Genomic DNA, 26,599 nt, shown 5'->3' on the forward strand with positions numbered 1-26,599 from the left:
AACAGGCTGCCTTTCCATAAAGAAACGGCAGCCTGTCGATCCGTTGGTTATTGTTGCTCTTTATAATTTTTATACGTTTTATTTGCAATCTCCAGGTATTGTCCCACGCCCTGGCTATCCAGCTCTTTCACGAACTTGTCGTACTCTGCGAGATCGCGGTCGCCCAGAATGAACTTCAGCGTGTTCTGATCCGTGTAGTCCTTCAGCGGCGTGCTCAAAAGCGTCACTCGCTCGCGTTCTTCGACCGAATACGGAATCGGCGGCTCCTGCTTCACGACGGTTTTTGTTTCGCTCATGCTCTTCTGGAACTGCTGCTCTTCCTCGCTGAACATGGATTGAAGCAGCTCGGTCGTACCGCCGTAAGCGAACACCCCGCCCGAGAATCCATGCTCGATCCGCAGATCCTTTGTACCCTTCGGATTCAGTCCGTTGTAGTTAATGTCGTCCATCAGCTTGCGTACGCCGCCTTCCTTGGTATACGTCACACCTTCGACGCCCCACTTCGCGAATTCCTGTCCCTCGTCGCTGTAATAGAGCCAGTCGATAAACTGCAGGATGGCTTTAAAGTGCTCGCTCTCTTTCACTTTGGAAGAGATCATGACCCCGTTCTCGAGTCGGCTGCCGGACATCAACTGGCCTGCCGGGCCGCCGGGAACCGTGATTTTGCTGATCGCATACTTTCCTTCGCCCAGCGTTTTGTCCATATCATTGCGGTGCTGGACCACGGTCTGGGAGTTGCCGTTAATGATGAAGGATTTGCCGGTCACGAACTTTTGCACGGCCTGGTCGTCATCTTGGGTAAAGCTCTCTTTGTCCAGCAGTCCTTCGTCCACCAGCTTATGGAAGTAAGCCAGCATGTCCTTATATTCATCCGTTGCCGCTGTATACACAAATTCGTCCGAATCTTCCTTATACGTAAGCCCGCTGCCGAAGCCCCATCCGCCTTTGGTGCCAAAGCCCGTAGCCGCGATGTTCAGCGTACTGTTGAATTTGAAGCGATCGGAGAACGGCGTAACGTCCGGGTACTCCTGCTTCAACTGCTTCATGGCCGTATACAGCTCATCCCAGGTGGTCGGAATCGCGATGTTATGCTTCTCGAAAATATCCGTGCGCACGATCAGCGTATAGTCCGGCCATACCGCCTCATGCAGGCCTGGAAGCACATAATATTTCTTGTCCTCCTGGCGAAGTCCCTCCAGTTCGCTTTCCATATCCCATTTTTCGATCTTGTCCTTGAAATTCGGCATCAGATCAATATAATCGCTAATCGGCAGAATCGCGCCGGAAGCCACGAACGCGGATTCTTCCCCGGGGTAAGTCTTCGGAATGACCAGCGGCGCATCGCCGGAGCTGATCAGCAGGCTGCGCTTTTGACTGTAATCGCTCATCGGCACGATCGTCGGCTTCAAGGTCACGTTTGTCATTTCTTTTAGTTTAGCAAAAAGCATCCAGTCCTGCTTGTAAGGATAAGCCGGCTGGTCACTGTAGAGGATGGACAGATCGAACGGCTCCGTTGCCTTGAACGTATCGCCTACCGCGTAAGTTTCCATGGCGCCCTTATCCTGAATCTCGGCCTCTTTGCCTCCTGTTTTATCGGTACACGCCGCCAATACCGCAACAATCAATGATATCAATAAAGCTTTGCCAGCAAACGAACGAGGACTTTTTTTCATGTTCCTATTCCCCCCAAAGTATCAATAATGGCCAATCGGAGATGATCCTATTGCTTGACGGAGCCCAGCATGATGCCGGTTACGAAATAACGCTGCACGAACGGGTAAATCGTCAATATCGGCAAAATGGTCAGCACCATGGTCACCGATTTGATATTGGCGGATATCTGCGTCAGGTTGTCGGTCGAGGTGGCGCCTGCAGAAGTAACGCCCGTCGCGCCCGCTATCATGTTCCGCAAATAGATCGTGACCGGGAAGAGCTCCTTCTGATCCAGGTACAGAAAGGCCGGAAACCAGGAGTTCCAGTGCCCGACTGCATAAAAGAGGACCATGGTCGCGATGACCGCTTTGCTTAAGGGCAGCACGATCCGGAACAGCATGCCGTAGGTGTTCAGGCCGTCAATGGCCGCGGCTTCCTCCAGCTCTTCCGGCATATTTTCAAAAAAAGACTTCATGATGAGCATGTTGTAGATGCTGATGGCTCCCGGGATCACGATGGCCCAGATCGAGTTGCTGAAGCCTAAGCTGTTAATGAGTACATAGTTCGGGATCAGCCCACCGTTGAAGAACATCGTGAATACGGCAAACATCGTTAGAAATTTACGGCCGACCAGCCTTTTCTTGGATAAGGCATAAGCAAAAATCGTCGTTAAAAACATGGAGATCGCGGTCCCGACCACGCTGTAAACGACGGTGTTTTTGTAATTCGTCCAGAACATGGCGTCTTTGGTCACGGTTTTGTAGGTATCGATATTAAAGCCCCTGGGAATCAGGTTTACCTTCCCTGAATTGATGTACGACTCGCTGCTGAAGGATTGAGCGACTACGTTCAGGAAGGGGTACAACGTGATGAAGACAACAAACAGCAGGATGATGGCATTACACACTTTGAACACCTTATAGGATCTTGACTCCTTCATATGGGCTCCCTCCTTACCATAAGCTTCGATCCGTCAGTCTTCGCGAGATCGCATTCACGGAGAAGACCAAAATAAGTCCGATCACGGACTCGAACAGTCCGATGGCAGTGGCATAACTGAAGTTGTTGGATACGAGACCGACCCGGTACAAGTAAGTCGAGATGACGTCGGCCGTCTCATAGATGACCGGATTGTACAGCAGCAATATTTTCTCGAACCCTACCGCCAGGAACGCTCCCATATTCAGAATCAGCAGCGTCACAATTGTCGGGAGGATGCCCGGAATCGTGACAAAGAGCGTTTGCTTCCAGCGGTTGGCCCCGTCAATCCTAGCCGCCTCGTACAGGGATTCATCAATCGTCGTTAAGGCGGCCAGATACAGAATCGCGCCCCAGCCCATGCCCTGCCAGATTTCCGAAGAGATATAAATCGTCCGGAACCACTCGGCCCGCTGCATGAAATTGATTCGCTCTCCGTTAAAGAACTCCAGCAGCGAGTTAACGGAGCCATTGACCGACGTTAATTGCAGGATCATCCCGGCAACGATAACGATAGACAGAAAGTGCGGGAGATAAGAAGCCGTCTGGACGAATTTCTTGAATCGCTTGCTCTTCACCTCATTCAGCAGCAGTGCAAAGATGATGGGGACCGGGAACGTAAAGAGCAGGGATAACGCACCGAGCAGCAGGGTGTTCTTGAACACATTCCAGAACGCAGGGTCATGGATAAACATGTTGAAATAATGCACTCCTACCCATTTCTCCCCATAGATACTGCCTCCAGGCATAAATCTCCTGAAAGCAATCACGTTGCCAATCATCGGTCCGTATTTAAAAATGAGCAGGTACATCACCGGTAATATCAATAGGGAATACAGCTGCCAATCCTTCCGGACGAGGACAGCAACGGTTTTAAGTTTGGGTGGTTTCTTGGCCGCTTTCACGGCTGGCAAGGAATGATTTGCAACTTTTGGCTCCATCGACGTTATTCACTCCAATCGGTATGGCCTCTTCTCATACCTCTTCATTCTTGGAATACGGCCGTGTTTCATGATCCACTTTCATTCAATAATCCCAGGAAATCGCTTTCATTTATTGTGGCTATAAGCAGGCTGTAACCGTTACGGCAGGGTAATGTCCCCCCTTCTATTAATCCCCCCTCCAATATTAAGCGCTTACAATGCTCGTTTAAAAAATAGACTCCCGTAGCTTGAACGTTAGACTGACAAAGCGATCCAGCTGCTTCTCTCACCTATGTAGAGAATCTTATTTCACCATACTAGTATAACTAGTATGGTAGTTGGTTTTATTTTAATGGACGTTTTCCACAATTTCAATACATTTTTCTCTCATTTATAAAATTCCGATCCCAAGCCTCAAAAAAAGCCGTGAGCGCATTCAGGCTTTGGCCTACTGCTCTCACGGCTTTCGGATTCCTTTCCTGCAGAGGTATTCATCATGCATAAAGGGCAGAAGTCTTCGCTTCTGCCCCTTGAGGTTTCCCCCTGCCACCTCTATATTTACTTCAGCTCCGTCACGTTGCCGTCAATGCTGATGCTTTTGATGTCCATATCTCCCAGAAACACGAGGTTATTCTTGCTGTCCAGATTATACAGCCACTGGAACCCGCTCTTTGTAGTACTGGTCGAACTAATACGAAGCATCATTTCGGATCCGTCCGCGGCGATGACCTTAACCTCCGGCGTATATTCCGGTAGTTTATCAAGCTCACCGTCGGTACGCTTGCCTTCGATAGCCACACCGATGGAAGTAACACTAATGGTGCTGAGAGATAGTGCCTCCTCAATCTCATCGATCGCCAGATTCAGACTCTGCTCTCTTTGCTTGCCAGGAGAAATGGTGAATTGAACATCCCATGTCCCTTCAACAGCTTGGGTGTCGTCCGCCGCTGTGATTTGATCGGCTGTGATCCGTGCTTTTAGCCCGTCGAGATCATTCGCCGCATCCAACTCAAATACGCCGACAAGCTTTTTGTTATCGTCAAGAAGCTGCTGTCCCACCATATAACTCACATCATGTTCCATTTTCAATTCAAGTCCGGGTATCGAAACACCCGCGGGGAATGGCGTACCATCCTCTTTCGTGAAGCTGACCACCAAATAACCGCTGTTGCCGACATAAACTCCTTCTTCAACATTCATGGTCACCCCGGACACAGTATCCGTCCCTTGTATAGGTGATCGTTCATCTTCCGCGATGGACGCGGATTGACCGAAGAACTGCTTCAAGCTATCCATATATTGGCTCGCAAAAGCCGTCGTGCTAAGTATCATGATCATCGCGGCAGCGATAACGATACTGGCTTTATATTTTTTCACTTTCCTGTTTTTATACACCCTAGGTTCCTCCTCTTGAATCTTGCTCATCGCATTGCTCTTGATTCGATCCATATCGATCTTCTGCGTCAACTCGCGTTCCTCTTCCTCCGTAAGGAGGAGATCCTCAAGCTCCTGATTGTCGATATTGGCCATGATATCTACAATTTGCCGCTTCACTTGCATCCATCCCCTTTCGCTATCGATTTGAAGCTTCATTCCTATAGACACGGTCCATATAGAAAATCCTACGGGTTCTCGGTTTCATAATGAATGCGCAGTCTGTCCCTTGCCCGGCGGATTCGGGCGGTGACGGCTTTCTCCTGCATATTCAGCCTGCATGCAATATCGCGGACTTTCTCCAAATAGAAGTACCTGCGGATGAAGATTTCACGATCCGGTTCGCCCATCCCCTGCACCATGCCGCTTATCGTTTCCTTCTCCTGACGGAGAATAGCCAATGCCTCCGCAGAGAGACAAGAAACGGCATCATCCTCCAATTCGGATTCAATGACCCGCTGTCTTTTTCGTAAGGCATTCAAGGTATGATTACGCCCGGATATGGCCAGATAAGGCTTGAGACGATCTCCGCGCAGGATGATTTTGTGCCCGTCTGTCCACAGCTTAACGAGGACATCACCGGCTACTTCCTCCACATCGTAGGAATTAAACCGCCCGCCTGCCACCTTAGAGACCACCGCGGCTATGTAGCGTGAATACTGGTCAACCAATGCTTCAAAACATCGCGGATCTTTCCTCGCAAGCCCATCCAGCAATGTCCAATCCTCCATGGATCCTCCCCCCTTAATAACCGTCTCCTCTGGTTGAACCAAGCCATAGATCAGGCGCTACTATATAAGACACCTATAATTTCGAAAACCCTACACATCTTTCTTAAAAATGATCCTTTCGCCAGGCTGGCCCATTGGAATAACTTTGTAAGGACAAAAAAAGCCGATCCAATTCGGATCGGCTTTTCTGCAAGCACTAATGAAATTATTGCAATTGTGGAGTAGCCTCGGATTGCTGTCTGGATATGATAAACAGCACAATCCAGATCAGCAGGAATCCCAGAAGCTGAGGGCCTGTCACGATTTGCTGGAATACAATCCAGTTGATGAGCACGCCTACCATGGGGAAACTCAATTCCGCAAGTGTTGCCACAGAGGCTTTGGTCGTGGTTAATCCTTTATAATAAACCAGCAGGCTCAGGAGACCCGGCAGCAATGCCTGGCCGATCAGGTTCAGCGATACCAAGGCAAATGCCCCCGTATTCCAGGCTGGCATATTCCATGTTGCCCCCTCGCTCCATGTAATGACGATCAGGAGCGGCAGTGCCAGCACGAAACGCAGTGAGGTTACCGTCTCGTATTTTAGTTTGCCTACCATCAGGCGCCCCATGACGGTTGAACCGCCCCACAGCGCTGCTGCGCCTAAGGACAAGAGGCTGCCAACTTGAATAAACTCGTTCCAATGGCCAATCGGCAAGGTTAAACCGAAGGTCAGTAAATACGTGCCCGCCAAAGCGATGATGAGCAGAATCCCGAAATGGCGCGGAAGCTTCTCTTTCAGAAGCAAGCTGGCCAGAATGATGGCAAACAGCGGCTGCAGCTTCTGAAGCAGCAGGACGGCATTCAGATTGCCGCTCGACAGCCCCATCGTAAACAATACGGTAGCCAATGCCGAGCCGCCCCAGGATATAAACAGCAGCGCGCCGACATGATTCCAGCCAAGGCCTTTTAGTTCCTCGCGGTTCTTCCACAATACAGGGATTGCGATCAGAGAAATAATGATATGTTCTAGCAAAACGATCTGAGCCGAAGTCAGATTTTTGAGCAGAATGACCCGGAATAACGGGTCTACGCCCCACAGGGCGGCTCCCAAAACGACGAGCCAAAACCCTCCTTTAAAACGTCGACTTGCCTGTGCGTCGGAACCAAAGGGTTTCACCTTGACTCCAGTATTCATATTACCCATCTTGCCCTCTCCTGTCTTGAATACGGAGGTCTTACTAGCAGAAAGCCCCCGTCATCGACATATGTCGACGTTACGGGGGCTGATCAAATAAGCCTGCGCCCAAATGGAAAATTTCGCATCCATGGCAAACTCATCTTTGATCTTCTCCCATCCGGACTTTACCGTCGGCCTTGGATTTGCACCAAGTCAGTCGCTGCATACTTGTTCGTGCCAGAATGCAGCGAGTCGCGGGCTGAGTTTCGTTCACGCCGGAACGAACCATCACCGCCGGTTAGGAATTTCACCTTACCCCGAAGATCCATATTCATGTTTTATTTTTGTCATGCAATATTCTGATTAACCGATAATTCCTATAAGCTTAGTTGATGTATTGAAATTATAGCATGAATCCTTTCATGTAAATACATCTATTTTCAAAATAATTGAAATTAGACTGGAATACAATGAAAAATCTCACGTTCAACTAAGACTTACTGAGAAATATACAGAAAGTATCAATTTGTTACCAGTATGTTTTTTTGCCATTTCATTTCAGGTTATATCAAATACCTTGTAGATGGAACGGGTACCGACCACCCCAGCTTGAAGGCAGAGCAGATCGAGGGCGTCCTTGGTGTTAAGGCCCATTCCGCCTGCCCGAGGCAACGACAACGATAGGTTTGATGAACTGGCGGCGGATTCACTCTTGTACTGTTTCGTCTCGCTTAATAACATTTTGCTTCCATCCGGCCGAACCATATACTGACGCAAATAACCGCCTTCCCTTACGGTTATCAGCTTTCCCTTGCCCTCTTCTTCCTTCTTGCTCTTCTGGAGCAGCTGGTCAAATCCTCCTTGGGCTGATTCAGCGTTCAACCGTTTCACAGGACTCCAGTATGTATATGCAGACTCAATGCGCATGAACTCACATCCTTCTCAATCGTTATTCTATCACTTACTGATATTATCGGGTACCAGAGCACTTCGCTTTAATCGCTCGCCATTTACATTGGTATAAAAAACGCCCTTAAGGTTTTAGCAACCTTAAGGACGGTCTTTTACTTCTAATGGATTCCTGTTTCGCTTAGTTCATAAACTTCAATGCAGCCAAAGTACGTTTCAGAACAAGTGCCGCTTGGGCGCGGGTAACCGAATCGAGTGCTCCGAAATTACCATGATTGTCGCCCTGCACGATGCCTTGCTCAGTAAGACTGGCTACATGGGGAGCCGCCCAGGCTGGGATGGATGCCTGATCCTTGAATCCGGTAGCGGCATTTGCACCCTGATTCGGCAGGTCTGTCGGACTTACCGCCTCCATAGCACGGGTGATCATCACAGCCATTTCTGCCCGGGTCATGCCAGCATTTGGCGAGAAGTCACCGCCGGTGCCGCCCTCGACTAAGCCGTAACGCGACGCTGCGCCGATCTCGCCGGCATACGCGGCGTCATCCTGGACATCCTTGAATGCTCCGCTCTCGATGATTGGACTAAGTCCCATTGCGCGGACCAGCATAGCCGTAAACTCGGCGCGTGTGATCACCTTGCCCGGTGCATACGAGTTAGCGTTGACTCCGTTCACGAGCAGCTTGGAGGCCATGGATTCAATTTCCGCTTTCTCCCAGTGGCCGTTCAGATCCGTAAAGGTTTTCTTGTACTGCAGGAGTGCATAAATGGCGTTTCCGGCATGCTTCACTTCGATGGCCGGTTTACCGTTCCATGTCGTCGCGGCAGCCGGTACAAATCGGAAGGTTCCCGCTTCTGCGTCATAGATTACAGCCGTGACCGAATTCGGAGCTGTCCCTGCCGGCAGCGGCAGGATACGGCTGATGACACGCTTCCCGAAATCCTTCAGTTCTTGCTCTGCACCTGATGCTCCAAGCGCTACGCCAAACTGAAGCGCTCCATTCGCTGCCATCGAGGCACCCATGGAAGCTGCCTTACTTGTCATAGCATCCACCACCCTGCTGCCAACCGGGGTCATGGATATTTTCACTTGGATGCTGCTGGAGCCCTGTGCCGGCTCCAAAGCCTCATCCAAATGTAGAGCCGTTATCGGAAGACGGAAAGCACCAAGTGCAGTCTCCAGCACCAGGATCGCATTCGAATTCCGCTCCATGGCCTGCTTCAGACCTGCTGCCGAAAGGGATAGCTCGGCGGCACGGTTCAACTCCGGAGCCCGAATAATCAGTTCCTGCTGCCCGTTCGCAGACAATCCGGCAACTGCCTTCTGCCATGCCTCTTCCTTCACCGTAATTTGGTCCACAGCTCCGCCTGCAGCGTTTATAATCAGATCCTTGCCTGTCATTACGTTTGGCAATGATGTTTCTCCGCCTGAGGAAGGAGGGGTAGGCTGAGATACCGGCGGTGTTACAGAACCGCCTCCCGAACCGCCTGATCCTGAACCTGGTCCCGGTGAGGAGCCGTCGCCCGGATTCGCCGGTTTCTTCTGCTCCGTAATTCGCCCCTCGACCTTAGGCGTAACCTTACCGCCCAGCTTGTTCACATACTCCATGAAGATTTCATAATCCGGGTAACCCAGATCCTCGTTGTACTTTCCTTCGGCAATCGCTTCGGCAAAGGATTTATATCCGTCCCCGCCCTTGGCCACAAAGCTGTTTGTTGCCATCCGGTACGATTCGGTCAATACCAAAGGTTTGTAGCTTCCATCCTTCATAATCTGTACATCAAACACTTTATCGCCTGCCGGAGCGCTTGGATCCCATTTAAATTTCATCCCGGCGATTTGCGGGAATTTTCCTGGCAGATCCGCCAATTTGGCACCGCTAATTCCGTTTTCCAGTCCGTCTTTCAGCTGCTGTCCTGTGACGTCCATGACAAACAGCGTATTTCCGAAAGGCATCACCGTACGCAGTTCACCCATCGTGATTTCGCCCTCATCAATCGCGGCGCGAATACCTCCTCCATTGGTGAGAGCAATATCGGCGTTTTTCAGCTCTTTGGCTTTTGCCAGCATGCCATCCGCAATAAGATTGCCCAGGTTTGTCTCCTTGGAGCGGACATTCTCGCGTTTTCCATCAAGCGCCACTCCTGCAGTACCGATAACCTGCTTCATCAGTTCTTCCAATTCCGCTTTGTAAGGAGCCAGCATATCTTTGGCCTGCGTATCTTCCATGACCGTATTATCTACCGGAATCAGCTTGCCGACAAGTTCGCCTTCCCCGACGAGGACAACGCCGTTTTTGTCAAACTGCAGGTCTACCCGGCCCAGGAACTTGCCCCATTCATTCGCTTGAACGATAACGGTAGGGGTATGATGCTGACCGTCCGTCACCACTTCCGGTGCATTGAGCGTTGTGTGGGTATGACCTCCAACAATGAGGTCGATGCCTTCAACAGCTTCAGCCAGCGCGAGATCTTTGGCGTACCCCAGGTGGGACAGGGCGATGATCTTGTCAAGCCCCTCCTTCTCCATCGCCTCAACGGCAGCCTGGGCCGAGGTCACCGCATCACGGAAGACCACGTCTTTACCCGGGCTGGAGGTTTCCGCGGTATCTTCGGTCGTTAATCCGAATACCCCGACCTTTTGACCGTCCACCAGAAGCGTGACGTAAGGATAAACCCCGCTATTTGCCGTCGTCTTTGGCTGATCGGTATCGATAACCGCCGGCTTACGGACCAGGTGCGAAATGTTAGCATCGCGGCTAAGATCCACGTTCGCACTGACGAGCGGGAATTGCGCCTTACTGACGAAATCAGCAAGCGTCTTGGTGCCTTGATCGAATTCATGATTACCGAACGTCATCGCGTCATAACCCATATAATTCATGAAGGCCAGATCAGCCAGCCCAAACCATTTGGTGAAATACAGATCGCCGGAGAAGACGTCCCCTGCATCCAGCAGCAGGCTGTTTCCGCCTTCGCTGCGGATCTCCTGAACCAGTGCAGCCCTTCTGGCCACTTCGGCCAGATGCGCATGCGTATCGTTGGTATGCATAACCGTTAATTTCCATTGCTCTCCTTCCGGCGAATCATCCGTTACGTTAACCGATACTTCCGCTGAACCATAGCCATCCTTGCTCAGGACGGTGATCACGGCTTCACCTGCGGATACCGGCGTAACCAGGCCGTTCTGGTCCACGGCGGCTACCGTTTCGTCGGAGGAACACCAAGCCAGCTCGGCCGAGCCGCCCTGAGCGGGCTCAACGCTTGCTTGCAATGGTTCCGGGGACCCGCCCGTTTTCAACGTGAGCGATGGCTTATCCACCGTAATTTTGGTCACCTGGAGCTCCAGCAGCGCCACCGTTCCACTGACCTCATTAGCGACCAGCAGCAGCGGTCTTCCTGTCTTGCTGTCCGCAGCCGGAATAAAGTCCAATCCCTCCGGCCCGGAATCCGACTCAATCCCGCCGTTAAAATCCCGTGTATTGATGTAGTTCAGAAACGTAGGGTCGGATGGATTCGTTACATCATACGTCATGACGCCGCCAATGCGCTCCAGTCCGACAAAAGCCAGCGTCTTCTGTCCGACCTTACCCACGGCAACATATTCCGGCTCCGGGCCTTTCTTGGCGCTGCGGCTGTCCAGATCGGTTTTGTCATTGCTTGCATTGAAATGATTCGGCAAGCGCTCCGCCGTAATCTTCTCAAAATCACTGCCGCTGTCGTACATCTGGGACAAATTCGCTGCATTCCAGATGGAGAATGAACGTCCCCCATATAGATACAGCCCTTCATTGCCCATATCGCTCGCAACTTCAACCTTGTCATAGGTTGTCCCTTTGCCCGCTAGGAATTGGGCTGCCGGCGACGATGGATCCAGATTGGATTTCATTTTGCCGATGTCGCTTTCATTGCTTCGGTCATCCCAGCCGGTAGCGTCCCCTTCGTTCGCGGACAGGATATACTGCTGCCCGTTCACGCTGTAGGTCGCAATTCCGTCCGGCATATACATTCCGTAAAAAGGAACGTTCTCAAACTTGATTTCTCCATCCTTCAGCAAATCGAGCTGATTTTCCGGTTGATTGAAATCCTTATATCCGAGTCCCCGGACCGATTGAATCTGCTTCGAGGCGATATCGACCACGGCTATCGCATTGTTTTCCTGCAGGGCCACGTACGCTGTCAGCTCGTCCTCCGATAACGCGATGTATTCGGGCTCCAGATCACGAATCGCATCGTCCTTGATTCCGGTGCTGCGAATTTGCCCGTCCGCTTCCACAAGTCCGCGAATATGTACCTGATCGTCAATGATCGACGGGTCATCAAACTTCAGTTGACTAACTTCGCCTGATAAGGTGTCGATAATCGTAATGCTTCCTTCCGGATCAGGAGCGGTCTCCGTACGAGGCTCGCCTTCATCCGCTGTCAGGATATAACGGCCATCGGAAGTATACTTGACCATATCCGGCTGGATGCCGGTTTCATAAGATCTGATCAAGCCGCCGTCATAGTCGAGTACCAGAACCTTGCCGGCTTTGGCATGATCCTGCTCCTGCACAGCGACCACAACCTGCTTCGTCTTGGTGTTGATATCCACGCTGGTCAGGTCCCCATACAGAAAACCGCCCGTGCTTGCCAAGTCTTCCACATTGATCTGCTTGTCCTTCAGCAAGCTGCCGTCAGCGCCAAGTGACACGATTTCGAGACTTGCCGGCTGGGTTGAACCATTGACTAGATAGAGCTTCCCGTTATCTTTGTTGTATTTTACAATTTCCGCAACGCCGCCATCCTTATTGGAGGTACCTACGGAATAATGTCCGATCGTTTTCATGGCCAGCTTGTCAGCCACCGGATCAGGGCGTTTCCCCAATACTTGCAATTTCACAAGCGACTGAGCCGTTGCAGGTACGGCTGCACTATCTTGTACCGTTACCTCAACCGTATATTCGCCCTCTTGTCCAGCAGCAGGCGTGCCCGTAATAGATCCTGTATCGGACGTAATGTCCAAGCCTGCCGGTAATCCCGTCGCCGAGAAGGTATACGGTGCTTGACCGCCATACACATCAACGGTTACTGTATATGCTTCTTCTGTATGTGCATCCGGAAGGATCTTATCGGTAATGCCGAAATCAACGGCAGCGATAGCTGTATCTTGTGATGCTGTCTCCATGCTGGCCGTCTGAAGTATCTCCTGTCCCTCTTCAGCCATCACGGTGCCTGCCGAAAATAGGGAGGCCATCGTGATTTCCGCCGCCATCAACAGCGAGACTACTTTCATGCTTTTATGCTTCAACTCCATATCCCCTCTTCTATCCTTATTTAATTTCAAGTGTAAGGAAGAAGTGTTAACGCATCCTCAATAAAGCTCGCGGTTTGTGTAAAAAGGGACGCTAAACAGCAAAAAAGCCGCGACAGCCATGCCGGGCTTCTGTAAGCGGCAGCTGTATCCTAGCTGCCGGCCAACCTTGAAATCACCTTCATATGTATTGGGATACTCCACTTATCAGAACAAGTAACAGCATCCTCATCGCCTTTAATCAATGATTCCAAAATGCCTCATCGTTGCTATGGTGATCAAAATAACCCAACGTATGAACAGGATGGCCCACATGATCAAAAAGCCCTGAATCAACCGCTCAACCATCCATTCAACCTTGTTATTGGAAGTATATCTCCGCCTCGGTTTCAACAACCAATGAGCCCAGCCTTTGAACAGACCTATAACCATGAATACCATTCTCACGCGGCTGACTTCGCCCTCCTATTATTGGATATTCCTTCAGTTCTGTTACCGTAATTTGATCATATCACCCCATTTGGCATATTTCACCAATTATTTGAGCGAAAAAACGCGATCCGGGAATCTCCCCGAATCGCGCCTTGGATTTATATATCTTTCGTTTACTCCGCCTGATAGCGCTCATATGCAGCCTGGTAAACCTCCATGTATCGGTCCAGTCCCATCTTGTTGAGTGTATTGACATACTCTTCCCATTGGCTGAATGGAGCAGAGCCGTTAACAAATTTAGCTTCCATTTCCTTAACGTAATCCTCAATATCTTTACCGATCGAGGACATGACGTCCGTCTCTTCCAATGTAAAGTTAAAATTGTAAAGAATCTCTTTTACAGCATACGGCTTTGCTTTTTCGGCAGCGGCCATTGCGTTAGGGCGTGTCTCCGAGGCTTTGAACCATTGCTCCCGCACAAAGCCCGGATAGCTGCCCCCGAGCCAAGTGAAATTCTTGGCCAACGCCTGATCCTGCGTTAATCCGTTTGGATTCTCCGTAATCTCTTTCACATATTCGAGTTGACCGTCAGCGTTTTTCGTATAAGTCTCGCCTTCTTTACCCATGAAATAGAACTGGGCTCCCTCATCCCCGTAGAAATAATCCATCCAGCGGATCGTGGCTTCCGGATTCGGGTTCTTATCGGTAATCGCAAATGCACCCACGTGAACCATCGGCACTTTGACGTGAGAATAGAGCTGATCTCCGTGCGGTCCCTTAAGCGCCCCTAGCCCGATGTATTCTTTGCGTCCCATCACCATCTCCGGATTCGGCACAATTGTGGAACCGAGCAGGCCCTCCTGCCCTTTCGCATTCAATGCTCCGCCTTCAATCGTGAAGATTTCTTTATCGAGCAGTCCTTCCTGATGCAGCTTGTTCACGAACTGCAGCATTTCTTTGTACTCCGGCAAAGCCTTTGTGAAGCGCAGTTTCCCTGTGTCCGGATCTATGTCCACCAATTTATGGCCAAGTCCACTTGTACCAAGTCCCCAAGAGCCCTTCAAGTGATCGATGATCCCGGTAATGCCTGTTGAAGCGAATGGAATCTCATCATGCTGTCCGTTACCGTTCAGATCGGTTTCCTTGACGGCCTTCAAATACGCATAGAATTCTTCGGTCGTCTGCGGTTCTTTCATCCCGAGTTGATCCAGCCATTCCTGATTAATCCATATTGGTGTACCAATCAACATGGAGAGCAGCTCAGGATCGTAGAAAGAAGGCAGGGAATAAATATTGCCGTCCGGCATCGTCAGTCCTTTTCGAATATCCGGGTACTGTTCCATCATTTTTTTGAAATTCGGTGCATATTGATCGATCAGATCGTTCAGCGGTATAAATACCCCTTGCCCGCCATAGCGGGTCAATTCTGCGGAGCTAACCCTTGCCGAGTAGAATACATCCGGATAATCACCGCCTGCAAGCGCCAGGTTCCGTTTCTCGGTCAGTGTATCGAATGGAATGAGGTTCCATGTTACATTCACATTCGACATCTCTTGATAGGTTTTCCATACGAGGGTTTCCTCGAATTTGCTTCCGTTCGATGGCGACTTGCCCGTGAAGAATGTCAGGTTGAGGGGCTCGTTCACAATCGGCATCCCGGTTTCGTTAAAATTAGCCTGAGGTGTTTCCCCCTTATCCGTTGCACCTTCCCCGCTTTTACTACCACAGCCTGCCAGCAATCCGGCTGCCAGCACGGCTGCCAATGTAAGTGAAGCCCATTTTCTCATCGCCATAAATTTCATTTCCTCCTCATGAAATATCCGTAATCAACCTTTAATTGCACCAATCATAACACCCTTCACAAAATACTTTTGCAGGAACGGATACAACAGCAGCATCGGCAGATTCGTCACAATGACCGCCGCATATTTGATCGCCTCCGCATCCATTAGACTTCGTGCCAGTGAATCATCACTGATATCCACCATCTCCTGCATTTGTCCCTGAACCAAAATTTCACGCAGGAACAGCTGCATCGGATAATTCGCACGGTCTGACAAATAGATCAGCGCACTAAAATACGAGTTCCAGTGGCCCACGGCGTAGAACAGCACCATCACGGCCAGTATCGGACCGGATAACGGCAGGACAATGCGCCAAAGCACCCGCATGTTGGAAGCTCCGTCAATAAACGCCGCCTCCTGCATCTCCTTCGGAATGGAGCTTTGAAAGAAGGTCCGCATGATGATGATGTTCCACACTGATACGGCCGAAGGGATAATGATGGCCCAAATCGTATCCAGCATCCCCAGTTCCTTTACCAGCAAGTAATTGGGGATCATCCCCCCGCTGAAGAACATGGTGAATACAATAATCGCCGTGAAAATGCCGCGACCGTTGAAATCGGCTCTGGAAAGCGGATAAGCAGCTGCGATCGTCATCAGCACATTCAGCGCTGTTCCCGTCGTGGTATAGAGCAGCGTGTTCAGGAAACCCCGCATGATATCCGAATTGGCAAATAATCGTTCGTAACCGACAAACGACAATTCCTTCGGCCATAACCATACTTCCCCCCGCATCACCGTTTCCGGAGCGCTGATGGAAGCAATCAGAACAAAAAATAAAGGATACAGTACAAGGAGCGTAATAAAAGATAGTATAATGTAAATAAATACTCCGGCTATTCGTTCACTGCGGCTTTGCGGCATATGCCATCATTCCTCCTTACCATAGGCTGTTCTCGCTGACTTTTCGGGCAATCCGGTTTACGGTAATCAGCATGATAAAGTTAACGATGGAGTTAAACAGGCCGACCGCAGCCGAAAAGCTGTACTGGGCACCCAATATACCGCTCCGGTATACGTTCGTGGCGATGACGTCGGACGCTTCCATATTAAGTGAATTTTGCATCAGGAAGATCTTCTCGAAGCCGACGCCAAGAACGGAACCGATGTTCAGAATGAGCAGAATCGTCATCGTGGGCGCGATCCCCGGCAGATTAATATGCCAGATTCGCCGGAGCCAGCCCGCACCATCCACCTTGGCCGCCTCATGCAGCTGCGGATCGATCCCGGCGAGCGCCGCCAAATAGATAATGGAGCTCCAGCCCATGCCCTGCCACACGCCAGACCACACATAAATGCTCTTGAACCAGGAGGGCTCCGTCATGAATGCAATCGGCTCTCCGCCGAAGGAGGTGATAATGTAATTGACTAGGCCGCTGACCGGCGACAGGAACATCATGATCATGCCAACGACGACGACCGTGGACAAGAAATGAGGTGCATAAGTTACCGTTTGTACGAATCGGCGAAACCGGCCCGATCTGGCTTCATTGATCATCAAGGCCAGAATAATCGGAATCGGAAATCCGACCGCCAACTCATATAACCCGATACCCATCGTATTTTTAATAATGCGCCAAAAATAAAAGCTGTCAAAAAAGCGCTCAAAATGTTTGAAGCCCACCCATGGGCTATCCACGATCCCCTTGTTAGCCATAAAATCCTTAAATGCAATTTGGACGCCATACATGGGTACATAATGAAATACAATGAAGTATAACAGAACTGGTGCAAATAAAGCGTATAGCTGCCAGTTTCTGCGCATCTGCATCATTGATCTCCGCCAGACACTTTTCTTTTGAATTTTTGAATGCGCTTCCACATTGCTTAGCTGACGTTGCAAAATCGGCAATCCCCTCTCTTTCGTTCTATGCGTCTTCGTGTGTCCCAAGGTCCACGTCTGCATCATAAACGACCCGAACGCATAAGGGGTATTGACCATTTTAATGATGTCTCGCCTTTCATTGGATGGATGGGCAAAAGCGGCATTTTCCTAAAGCAATGCTTAAAATCTAAAATATTGACTATCCATTTTTTACGAACGATTAACACGAATCGGGCACAATCCTTAACACTTGTCCTATATAATGTTGTGAAACCTTGGACGTCAGAAAAATACAAAGGGGGGAAGGCTGTGAATTGGATCAGACATAAAAGCCGCAGTGTATTCTTTAAGATTTTTCTGAGCTTTCTAGCCATCATCGTGTTATTCGGATTTTTCTATACGGTCATCTTCCAGCTTTTTAAGACCAGCCTGCAAAAAGAAATCATCGACACAAGCCAGCAGGCGGTTCACGATACGGCAGAACGGTTCACCAATCAATTCAGCAGGCTTCAGGTGCTGATGTTCGATATCTACAATCAATCCGAATTAATCGGCTTCAATAATCAGCTTCGCCATCAGGCCGGAAACGAAGTGAATTATTTGAAAGCCCGTGAAGTGATGATGCAGATGCGGAGCGATATCTATAATCCGCTATTCTTTCTGGAGGACACCCTGATTTATCTTCGGGAGTTTGATTTTGTCCTCAGCAAATCCGGAAGCGGCGATGCTTCCTATATGTTGGGCCGATCCTACATGAGCGCTGAGTATCCCTATACATTCTGGAAAAACTATACCGACCATCATGAATCCTTCAAACTTCTCCCTGCAGCAACCTACCGGATAAACAACGATTGGTCCGAGAAAAAACTGATGCCCTATATCTATAAACAACCGAACAGCCGCTATGAGATCATTGCTCTCATTGATATCGATAAGGCCGCTCAATCCTTCTTCGGCGAGTCGGACGATCGTGCCCTGGCGATTCTGAACGCTGAAGGAAAAGTATTGTACGCATCGAACTCCATTAATCAAGATCAGCTTCCGACGTTTGAAGCTGGACAAAAAGCGGTGCTGAAGGATGGAACCTACTATTTTGCGGAAACCGGATCCGACGGACTGGCTTATGTCTCGGCCGTACCTTATAGCCATGTCTCTGCTCAGTTGAGCCGGTTAACCGGCGGTTTGCTGCTCATCTTCTGCCTGTCGCTTGGCGTGGCTCTCGCCGCTTCTTATTTCCTAAGCCGCAGATTGCACAAGCCGGTGAAGCAGATTCTAACCACCGTTCTGAACAGAGCCAGCAGTTCATCGATGCCGGAACCCGGAAGCATCACGGAATACGATCTGATTCAGAACCGGATCCAGGAGCTGTTCAGGGAAAAGGAAGAAATACGGGATCGCATGAACAAGCATAAATCCGTTCTAACCAGTTACTCTTATATCAGTCAGCTGAAGAGCATCAATACCGATATTAGCGAGTGGGAGGATTTCCTGTCGGATGACGGAAGTTTCATCGTGGTTCTGTATCACATCCGTTTCCGGATGAATCCGGTTTATGAGCTCCCCCTCGAGACCGATCAGGCTGTCCGCCATATGCTGGAGCATATTCATCTGATCACGGCTGAACGCTATCCGGGATCTCATACGTTTCAGATCGAAAAAAATGAGATCGTATCCATCTTCAAACGGGAGGAGGCTGCCCGCCTGGAGGAACTGCTGCTGGAAATCAAGGACATGTTAAATGAAGAAAAGGAATTGTTCCTTGTCACCATCGCAGTCAGTTCCCAGGTGAGCCATTCGTCCGAATTCAATCAAGCCTACCATCAAGTCAAAGGACTGACCGCGCAGGCACAACTCATGGAGGAATCACAGGTGGTGACCAAGCAGCGGGTGCTTCCAACCACCGTCAACCTGAGCCCGTCACAGGAAAAAGGACTGCTAGACGCGCTGCAATCCGGCAGCGACAGCCGCTCCCTGCAGATCATCGACCAGGCGCTAGAAGCGATGCAGCGTAAGGAGGCGGGCATTGCGCAATTTCGTTTCTTTGCCGATTCGGTCGCTTCCAAGATTCTAAGTTATATGGAGATGGCCCAGGTTGATAAAACTTCCGTCCAATCCTTGAAGCAATGGAGCGCAAGATTGACAGAATGCCATTGTTTATCTGATTACCAAGGGGTATTTCGTCAGCTCGTTGAAGCCTCCTGCGCCCTCATTCGCAAGAAAAAGGATACCGGCGAAGAGCCGCTCATCGCCATGTTCATGAACATTATCCATAACCAGTATGCCGATGATCTGTCTCTCGACTATCTGTCAGCCAAGCTAAACCTGTCGAGTGCCTACCTCTCCGTCTATATCAAGGAGAAGACCGGTCTTAACTTCAGTGAACATCTGCTCGGCATCCGTATGAACAAAGCGAAGGAACTACTGGCGTGCACGGACTTAACCGTCAATGAGATCAGCCAACGCGTCGGGTATCTCAACATCACCTCCTTCAACCGGACGTTTAAGAAGGCCACTGGCATGACGCCGGGCGCGTACCGCCGGCAGCATGTGGTGCAGACCCATGCGAGCGGATCATGAATTGCGGCTGTGACATAAGAAAACCTTCTCTTTCCTGGAAGGCCCGGGCATATCCCCGGCCCTCCAGGCGGAAGAGAAGGTTTTTTCGTTATATTTTCCGCTCACAGGCTGACGGTAAACGGATCTGTTTCGCTCTAATCAGCCTTCATTGTCTTTTCCGTTTGTACTTGTCCACTATGTCCCCGATGTTCCCTTAATTTCTCAGCAGAGAACAGCCGCTTGTTCCACCGGGACAAACCGAGCAGAATCCGGGCATCCACGAACCTGTAGAACCCATGGGCAATAACAGCGATAACCAAGAACGTAATGATGGTTGTAAACAGTACATTCAACCCATAGTTCAGGAATTGATTGAGATACAGAAATATAAAGCTCCCAAGTGAACAAATAACGGTAAAGTGCACAAGGTACAACGAAAAAGAGACTTTTCCCAAATAAGCAAAAAACCTGCGGCTGAATATCGACTGCATTCGGTTCGAATTCAACAGGACCCACAGGATCAGGAATGATCCGATAACATGATGGAACACAAAGAAGTCGAAATCGGAAGCCCTCCATTGAAGAAGCGAATATATCGTTCCTTGCGGTGCGACATAGGGATAGGAGCCTGTGTAAATACCGATACAGAGAAGCAGGATATGAATCCAGGGCCGACGGATATAAGCCAGCCGGTCCCTCCCGCTATTCTTTAAATCGCTTAACAACATCCCCAATATAAATCCCAAGTAATAGGAATCGATGAATACGCAGATGAGGATGGCATAAACGGCATAACGAATTCCATGACGTCCACAAGTTACTAGAAAAACAAAAATCAGAAATGATCCAAACAGCTCGTATGTCATCGTCCAGAGCACGGGATTGTATTGCGATCCATACGTAAAAAAGGTATGAACCAAGCTTTCCTTCAGCATGATTAGCAGATTGGCGTCAGCCATAAACGGATCAGGCATCGAAGATAACGTCATTCCACGTATTTTGTCGTAGGCTCCGAGATCCAACACGATGATCAGATAAGCAAGGAAGACGGAGACCAAGGCGGGTACGGCCAAACGAAAATAGCGGCGAATGGCAGACGAATAAATGATGAGCCTGTCTCCGGTTTGAAAAAATCGATAGCTGAGCACATATCCGCTTAACACAAAAAACAGACAGACAGAGAAGTTGCCGTTAAACAGCAGATTGAACGGTGTGCGCGCAGCAATCTCCTCAAAAGCGAAATGCTCGATCTCCTTCCTCCCCTCAAAAACCGACGGTGCAAACACCTGAAAAAAATGAGATACGACCACAATCAAGGCAGCTAAACCTCTCAAGCCATCCAAATATACAATTTTCATAACAACCCCACGTTCCCCTAGAAATAGGATGTTTGCGAATGCGAAACATATTTTCACAGGGCAGGAAGAGGAATGCTGTACACGATTCGTTTTTCAGGGATAATCATCTTTAAGAAAATGGCTGACTCATGAGATGAAAGCGTTTTCTTAATCTGAAGGAATTCAATAGGGGAGGGTAAAACATTGAGTATTTATTGGAGTCAGGTTGATATTGAAGAACTAACTGGATCAGGTGTCGTTTATTTTAACTCAAAGATGGAAATGTTGGAAGGTCTTCCGTGCAAAATGTATAAATTGACCTATCAACAGAGCTTATGGACGCATTGTCATGATTATTTTCAGATTTGGTATGTGGCGAAAGGAACATTCCAACATTCCGTTAATCAACAGGCGTACGAGATCTCCAAGGGCGATATTTTTGTTATACCACCGTTTACCTTGCACAGCGTCAGCATTTCACCCGATGAGGACATCGAGATTTACGGATGCGAATTTATGCCAGCTTTCGTGAACGAGAGATTTCAGGAAATGCCAGCAGATCATGCTTTTTTCGATGTGGGGTTTCTGGAATACTTTCTGCGCCAGGAAATGAACGCCCAGTCCAAAATAACGCTGGACAGCGTTACCGACGTAACGGTCCAGAATGTCTTGAAGGACATGCTGATCGAATACGAGAGACGAACCCCTTTTTTTCAAATCTCGCTCAAAGCGAAGCTGCTTGTCCTCCTCTCGATTCTGGTACGGCAGGTCAACGGTGAACTGCTCCGGGAAGGATTCGAGAAATCCGAGAAATACCGGGGAATCATGACCAGAGTCGTTGATCACATCCATAACCACTACCAGGAAGATATGAATCTGAATGATCTATGCACCCTATCGAATTTATCAAGGTCCACGTTCTGCATCCTCTTCAAAGAATGGACAGGCAAAACGTTCAACCGGTATCTCACGGACCTGCGGATTCTGCAAGCCATGATGATGCTGAAGCAGCCGGAGTTATCCGTAACGGATGTTTGCTACTCCACCGGTTTTAATGAACTCTCCTACTTCTGCAGAATCTTTAAAAAGTACACGGGCATCTCTCCCACCGACTTTCGTAAACAAGCGATCAAATAGAACGTTCATTACCATACGATAATCCTATTTTTGAACACGATAGTGAAATGAAATGATATTTTTACATGCTACGATATCCATAATTCTTACAAATAACTGGATCAGGGCCGGTTGTTTAGTCAACTGTTTTGGGGAGGGAAATTGATAGAACTTCGATTGCGTTACACGAATGTACACGAATGCTCAAGGGGAGGAAGAGGAATGAAGAGGAAGAAGAAATCTTTGATCTGGAGCCTTATTCTATTGATCTCTATCGTAACAGGATGCACAGGCGGCAATCCGCCACAATCTGGCAGTGATGGTGACAAGCCATCCGAAAATCCGCCTGCGCAGGATGCCGTAACGCTCGACTTCTGGTACGGCTGGACCGGACCGGAAGCGGAAGCGCTGGAACGATTGATTGCCAAGTGGAACTCGGCCAATCCCGACATTCAAGTAAAGGGTCTATCCCAAAGCGACTATCAGAAACAGCTTACCGCGATTACGGGGGGCAATCCTCCGGACATCGCATCCCAATTCGGACAAAATGTCGTGCCGTGGGGACTGCGCGGCGCCATGATGCCGCTTGATGATTATATAGCGGAGGACGGCGTGGATCTTAAGGACTTCGTGCCCGCTGCCTTAAGCTCTTCCCAGCATGAAGGCAAGACGTATGCGATCCCGACGGCCATGCACGTGTCCATGCTGTTCTACAACAAGGATATTTTGCAGGAAGCCGGCTATGACGGTCCACCGGAAACGATAAGCGAGCTAAAAGAATATATCAAGAAGCTGAGCATCGTGGAGGATGGCGGGCGCCTCCAGCGGCTCGGATTGTGGCCCGGAATGGATGCGTATACGTTCAGCTATGCCTTTAACGGATCGTTTTATGATGAAGCAACTCAGCAGGTGACGCCGGACCATCCGGGGATCCAATCGGCCATTAAGCTATCGAAGGAAATCTGGGATCAATACGGTTCCGATAATCTGGACCGATTCTCATCCGGGCTCGGCCAATACATGTCGGCACAGAATCCGTTCTTCTCGGGCAAGTATGCGATGACGATTGACGGAGAGTGGCTGCCCACCTTCATCAAACAATACTCGCCTGATCTGAATTATGGCATTGCGCCGATTCCTTATGATGAGAACAACCCGGAATTGAAAAACTCCGGAAATGTGTCTACCAGCGTATTCTATATTCCGAAGGGCGTCAAAAACCCGGACGCTTCCTGGAAGTTCATCAAATGGATGACCGAGCCGGAGCAAATGGCCGAATTCACGGCTGCCCTCGGGAATCTCCCGACGAGAAACTCCGCCTTCTCCAATCCACTCTATGAGGATGTGCCAGGGTTCAAGGAATTTCTGGACTACTCGGCAAGCGAAAACCTGAAGTCCTTCCCGGCTTCTTCCTACGCGAACGAGTACATGACGGAATTCAGCGCACAATATGACGCGATTCTCCGCGGCACCGTCAGCATGGAGGAAGGCTTGAACAAGGTGAAGGCCAAGATTCAGCCGCTGGTGAAATGATGACTGATTCGAAGCAGGCTCCGTCCAATACAGCGATGTATCGGACAGGGCTGCATACTAAAAACTTAAAACGGAAGGAGAAGCGCGAAGATGAGAGTCTCTACAGCAGCGAATCAACAGAAACCCGTATCAGGCTGGTCCAGGAAGGAGCGTCATTATGTATATCTTGGCCTGGCGTTCGCCTCTCCTTGGATTATCGGCTTTCTCGCTTTTACGGTCTATCCGTTCTTCGGTTCGCTCTACCTGAGTCTGACCGAATACGATTTATTCAGCCCTCCCAAATGGGTGGGGCTACAGAATTACGAGCAGATCTTTGCGGATGACCGCTTCTATAAGTCGCTCGGCAACACCTTTTTCATGGCGTTCATATCTGTGCCGATCACGCTGGCCGTCTCTTTGCTGATTGCCGTGATGCTCAATTTCAAAGTGAAGGGGATCAATTATTACCGCACGATCTTCTATCTTCCGTCGGTCATACCGATCGTCGCAAGCGCTCTGTTGTGGACATGGATGCTGAACCCCGACTTCGGTTTGGTTAACATGGCACTTCGCACTCTCGGTTTAACGGACCCGGCGTGGCTGCTGGATCCCCGTTATACGAAACCGTCACTTATTCTGATGAGCCTGTGGGGCTCGGGTGCAGGCGCATTAATCTTTCTCGCCGCTCTTCAGGGCGTGCCGAGACAATATTATGAAGCGGCTCAAGTCGACGGAGCGAACTGGTGGTACCGGTTCTGGAAGATCACGGTTCCTGCCCTGTCCCCCATCATTCTTTTTCAGCTCATCATGGGGTTGATCGGTGCCTTTCAAATCTTTACGGAATCTTACATCTTGGCTGGCGGTAAGGTGGACGGAAGCGGCTCTTTGGGCGGGCCGGAGCAATCGCTTCTGTTCTACGCGGTCAATTTGTACCAGGAAGCCTTTGTCTTTCTAAAGATGGGTTATGCCTCGGCGCTCGCCTGGATTCTGTTTATCATTGTGTTGCTGATTACGTTCATCCTGTTAAAAACGTCAGGCCGCTGGGTCTATTACGGAGGTGATTAATATGGTTGTCAGGCTGCGAGTGATCATACCGCATTTGGTCCTTCTTCTATTCGCTGTGATCTTTCTGTTTCCATTCGTATGGCTGGTGATGACCTCGTTGAAGACGCCGGAAGAGATACTCATGTTTCCGCCGAGTATCCTGCCTGAAACGTTCCAATGGTCGAATTACAAAGAAGCTCTTCAAGCCATTCCGTTTACACGCTATATGATGAACACGTTTCTGATTTGTATGGTGAATATCATCGGTCAGCTATTCTCTGCACCACTGGTAGCCTACTCGATTTCCCGCATTCCTTGGAGGGGCCGAAACATTATCTTTACCATCGTGGTGGCGACCATGATTCTGCCAGCTCAAGTGCAGATGATCCCGCAGTACATCATCTTCACCAAGCTCGGCTGGGTGAATACGATCATGCCGCTGACCATCGGCGCATTCTTCGGAGCACCGTTCTTCATCTTTTTGCTTCGGCAGTTCCTGCTTGGCGTACCGACCGAGTTGTCCGAGGCTGCCAAAATTGATGGGGCTTCGGAGCTGCGAATTTATGTCAAGATCATCATGCCGATTCTGAAGCCGGCTCTGGCCACCGTCGCTCTATTTTCTTTTGTATGGTCGTACGTGGATTTCATGGGACCGCTCATTTATTTGAACGATTCGGCAAAATGGACCATCACCGTTGGCCTGCAAAGCTTTCAGCAGGACCACGGGGCGCAGTGGGAGAAACTGATGGCGGCTTCCACCATCATGGCGATTCCCATGATCCTGATCTATTTCTTCGGACAGAAATATTTCATGAAATCGGGATCGGCGTTGACTGGGTTTAAATAAGCTGGACCTTCGGAATGAATGCCTTCTCTTCCATAGTGGCTCGGTCCTGCTGACCGGCTATGAACACGGAAGAGAAGGTTTTTTACGTTTCCAAATCGAAATAAAGGGATATGGAAGAAACCAATATCAACAAACCAAAGGATGAGAATCATGCCTCTTCGTATCACGACCATGACCGAATCGTTCGCCGATCAAATTATGGAATGGAACTATGAACCTCCCTATGACTTCTACAACAGCGAGCCGGATGAGGAGTTTCGGAAAGAACTCCTTGAGTGCTCGTATTACGCCATACTGGACGAGGAAGGGCAGCTCTTCGGCTTTTGCTGTACAGGCTCATCTGCCCAAATTCCGATTGCGATCCCGTTAGGTGCATATGACGAGGATCTGGTGGATTTCGGACTTGGCATGAACCCGGAATCGACCGGACAAGGCCGGGGAAAAGAGTTCCTCTCGTTCGTGCTGTCATCCATCGCTGAAATTCACAATCGCACATCGTTTCGGCTGACCGTTGCCAAATTCAACGAACGAGCCATACGCTTGTATACCCAGTTGGGCTTCTCGGAAGTAACATCGTTCGATCATGGCGGTACTACGTTCATAACGATGGTCAAGATGCCGGTCTCGGTATAGTGAACCCAAAAGATCTTAGATCTTGCGGGAGGCCCCCTTCTTGCTGTTAGAGGACGCTCCATGTACGAATCGTTCCTCCCATCGCTGTTGCCCCCACATTTCTTGGAATGGTTCTGAGCAAGGACGAAATGTGGGGGCAAAGGCGAGCGCTGACGCTTGTCCGGAATCGATTCGTCCTCTCCGCTACTTTGTGCGAAAATATACTTTGGACATACGAAAAGAAACCGTTTCTGCTTCGCGGGCTAAGTAAAGTGAGCCTAGAGGTCGGATGGCTTTCGCTTGCCCATAATCTGCTCAAGCAAGCGGCAATGGACCGAAAAGCAAGAAATGGCGGCGCAAGGATAACATCCTGAGCACCGCCATTTCTTCATTT

The 26,599-nt window shown here is 49.7% G+C and carries 19 protein-coding genes and 1 riboswitch; of the genes, 6 read left to right on the top strand and 13 right to left on the bottom strand.

Translation table 11 applies throughout. The annotated features are described in order from the left end of the window. Positions 1–47: 47 nt before the first annotated feature. The 12 genes from PLA01S_RS01080 to PLA01S_RS01135 form a co-directional block, all read right to left on the bottom strand. Entirely contained in the window at positions 48–1,673 is a 1,626-nt protein-coding gene (locus PLA01S_RS01080) for an ABC transporter substrate-binding protein (protein ID WP_127589663.1), read from the bottom strand. Positions 1,674–1,720: 47 nt separating this feature from the next. After that, positions 1,721–2,593 carry a carbohydrate ABC transporter permease gene (locus tag PLA01S_RS01085; protein WP_127589664.1) on the bottom strand — a complete coding sequence of 291 codons (873 nt, stop codon included), beginning with the start codon at positions 2,591–2,593 and terminating at the stop codon, positions 1,721–1,723. Between the two features lie 13 nt (positions 2,594–2,606). Continuing rightward, entirely contained in the window at positions 2,607–3,572 is a 966-nt protein-coding gene (locus PLA01S_RS01090) for an ABC transporter permease (RefSeq protein ID WP_127589665.1), read from the bottom strand. Between the two features lie 540 nt (positions 3,573–4,112). Then, positions 4,113–5,084 (bottom strand): hypothetical protein, encoded by a 972-nt coding sequence (locus tag PLA01S_RS01095; protein WP_246059267.1) that lies wholly within the window; start codon positions 5,082–5,084, stop codon positions 4,113–4,115. Between the two features lie 92 nt (positions 5,085–5,176). Next, on the bottom strand, positions 5,177–5,719 hold the full coding sequence (locus PLA01S_RS01100; RefSeq protein WP_127589666.1) for a sigma-70 family RNA polymerase sigma factor: 543 nt from the start codon (positions 5,717–5,719) through the stop codon (positions 5,177–5,179). Positions 5,720–5,924: 205 nt separating this feature from the next. Continuing rightward, on the bottom strand, positions 5,925–6,905 hold the full coding sequence (locus PLA01S_RS01105) for a DMT family transporter (protein WP_127589667.1): 981 nt from the start codon (positions 6,903–6,905) through the stop codon (positions 5,925–5,927). 135 nt (positions 6,906–7,040) lie between these two features. After that, positions 7,041–7,207, bottom strand: a riboswitch (FMN riboswitch). A 229-nt stretch (positions 7,208–7,436) separates the two neighbouring features. Beyond that, positions 7,437–7,805 (bottom strand): hypothetical protein, encoded by a 369-nt coding sequence (locus tag PLA01S_RS01110; RefSeq protein WP_127589668.1) that lies wholly within the window; start codon positions 7,803–7,805, stop codon positions 7,437–7,439. 163 nt (positions 7,806–7,968) lie between these two features. Further along, a complete protein-coding gene (locus tag PLA01S_RS01115) occupies positions 7,969–13,062 on the bottom strand; it encodes a choice-of-anchor I family protein (protein WP_246059268.1) in 5,094 nt (1,697 codons plus the stop codon). A 255-nt stretch (positions 13,063–13,317) separates the two neighbouring features. After that, on the bottom strand, positions 13,318–13,521 hold the full coding sequence (locus PLA01S_RS01120; protein WP_127590080.1) for a hypothetical protein: 204 nt from the start codon (positions 13,519–13,521) through the stop codon (positions 13,318–13,320). Between the two features lie 164 nt (positions 13,522–13,685). After that, a complete protein-coding gene (locus tag PLA01S_RS01125; protein WP_127589670.1) occupies positions 13,686–15,305 on the bottom strand; it encodes an extracellular solute-binding protein in 1,620 nt (539 codons plus the stop codon). A gap of 33 nt (positions 15,306–15,338) precedes the next feature. Beyond that, entirely contained in the window at positions 15,339–16,220 is an 882-nt protein-coding gene (locus PLA01S_RS01130; RefSeq protein WP_127589671.1) for a carbohydrate ABC transporter permease, read from the bottom strand. A gap of 16 nt (positions 16,221–16,236) precedes the next feature. Next, positions 16,237–17,127 (bottom strand): ABC transporter permease, encoded by an 891-nt coding sequence (locus tag PLA01S_RS01135; protein ID WP_243390952.1) that lies wholly within the window; start codon positions 17,125–17,127, stop codon positions 16,237–16,239. 363 nt (positions 17,128–17,490) lie between these two features. Here PLA01S_RS01135 and PLA01S_RS01140 point away from each other — a divergent pair, with 363 nt between their 5' ends. After that, entirely contained in the window at positions 17,491–19,758 is a 2,268-nt protein-coding gene (locus PLA01S_RS01140) for a helix-turn-helix domain-containing protein (protein WP_127589672.1), read from the top strand. Between the two features lie 134 nt (positions 19,759–19,892). On the opposite strand, the gene PLA01S_RS01145 is transcribed toward PLA01S_RS01140, so the two are convergent. Further along, positions 19,893–21,095, bottom strand: coding sequence for an acyltransferase family protein (locus PLA01S_RS01145; protein WP_127589673.1), 1,203 nt, complete (start codon positions 21,093–21,095; stop codon positions 19,893–19,895). A 183-nt stretch (positions 21,096–21,278) separates the two neighbouring features. Between PLA01S_RS01145 and PLA01S_RS01150 the strand changes: the two genes are divergently transcribed. The 5 genes from PLA01S_RS01150 to cpaA all read left to right on the top strand — a co-directional run bounded on the left by PLA01S_RS01150 (position 21,279) and on the right by cpaA (position 26,226). Beyond that, entirely contained in the window at positions 21,279–22,211 is a 933-nt protein-coding gene (locus PLA01S_RS01150; protein WP_127589674.1) for an AraC family transcriptional regulator, read from the top strand. A 201-nt stretch (positions 22,212–22,412) separates the two neighbouring features. After that, entirely contained in the window at positions 22,413–23,723 is a 1,311-nt protein-coding gene (locus PLA01S_RS01155) for an ABC transporter substrate-binding protein (protein WP_127589675.1), read from the top strand. Between the two features lie 90 nt (positions 23,724–23,813). Then, positions 23,814–24,767, top strand: a complete 954-nt coding sequence (locus PLA01S_RS01160; protein WP_127589676.1) for a carbohydrate ABC transporter permease — start codon at positions 23,814–23,816, stop codon at positions 24,765–24,767. Between the two features lies 1 nt (position 24,768). Then, the gene (locus PLA01S_RS01165) at positions 24,769–25,593 is read left to right on the top strand and encodes a carbohydrate ABC transporter permease (RefSeq protein WP_127589677.1); all 825 of its coding nucleotides are present in this window, start codon (positions 24,769–24,771) and stop codon (positions 25,591–25,593) included. A gap of 150 nt (positions 25,594–25,743) precedes the next feature. Continuing rightward, positions 25,744–26,226: a capreomycin N-acetyltransferase CpaA gene (gene cpaA / locus PLA01S_RS01170; protein ID WP_127589678.1), complete on the top strand. Its 483-nt coding sequence runs from the start codon at positions 25,744–25,746 to the stop codon at positions 26,224–26,226. The last annotated feature ends 373 nt before the right edge of the window (positions 26,227–26,599 follow it).

The sequence above is a fragment of the Paenibacillus lautus NBRC 15380 genome (assembly GCF_004000945.1).
Lineage (GTDB): Bacteria > Bacillota > Bacilli > Paenibacillales > Paenibacillaceae > Paenibacillus_AQ > Paenibacillus_AQ lautus.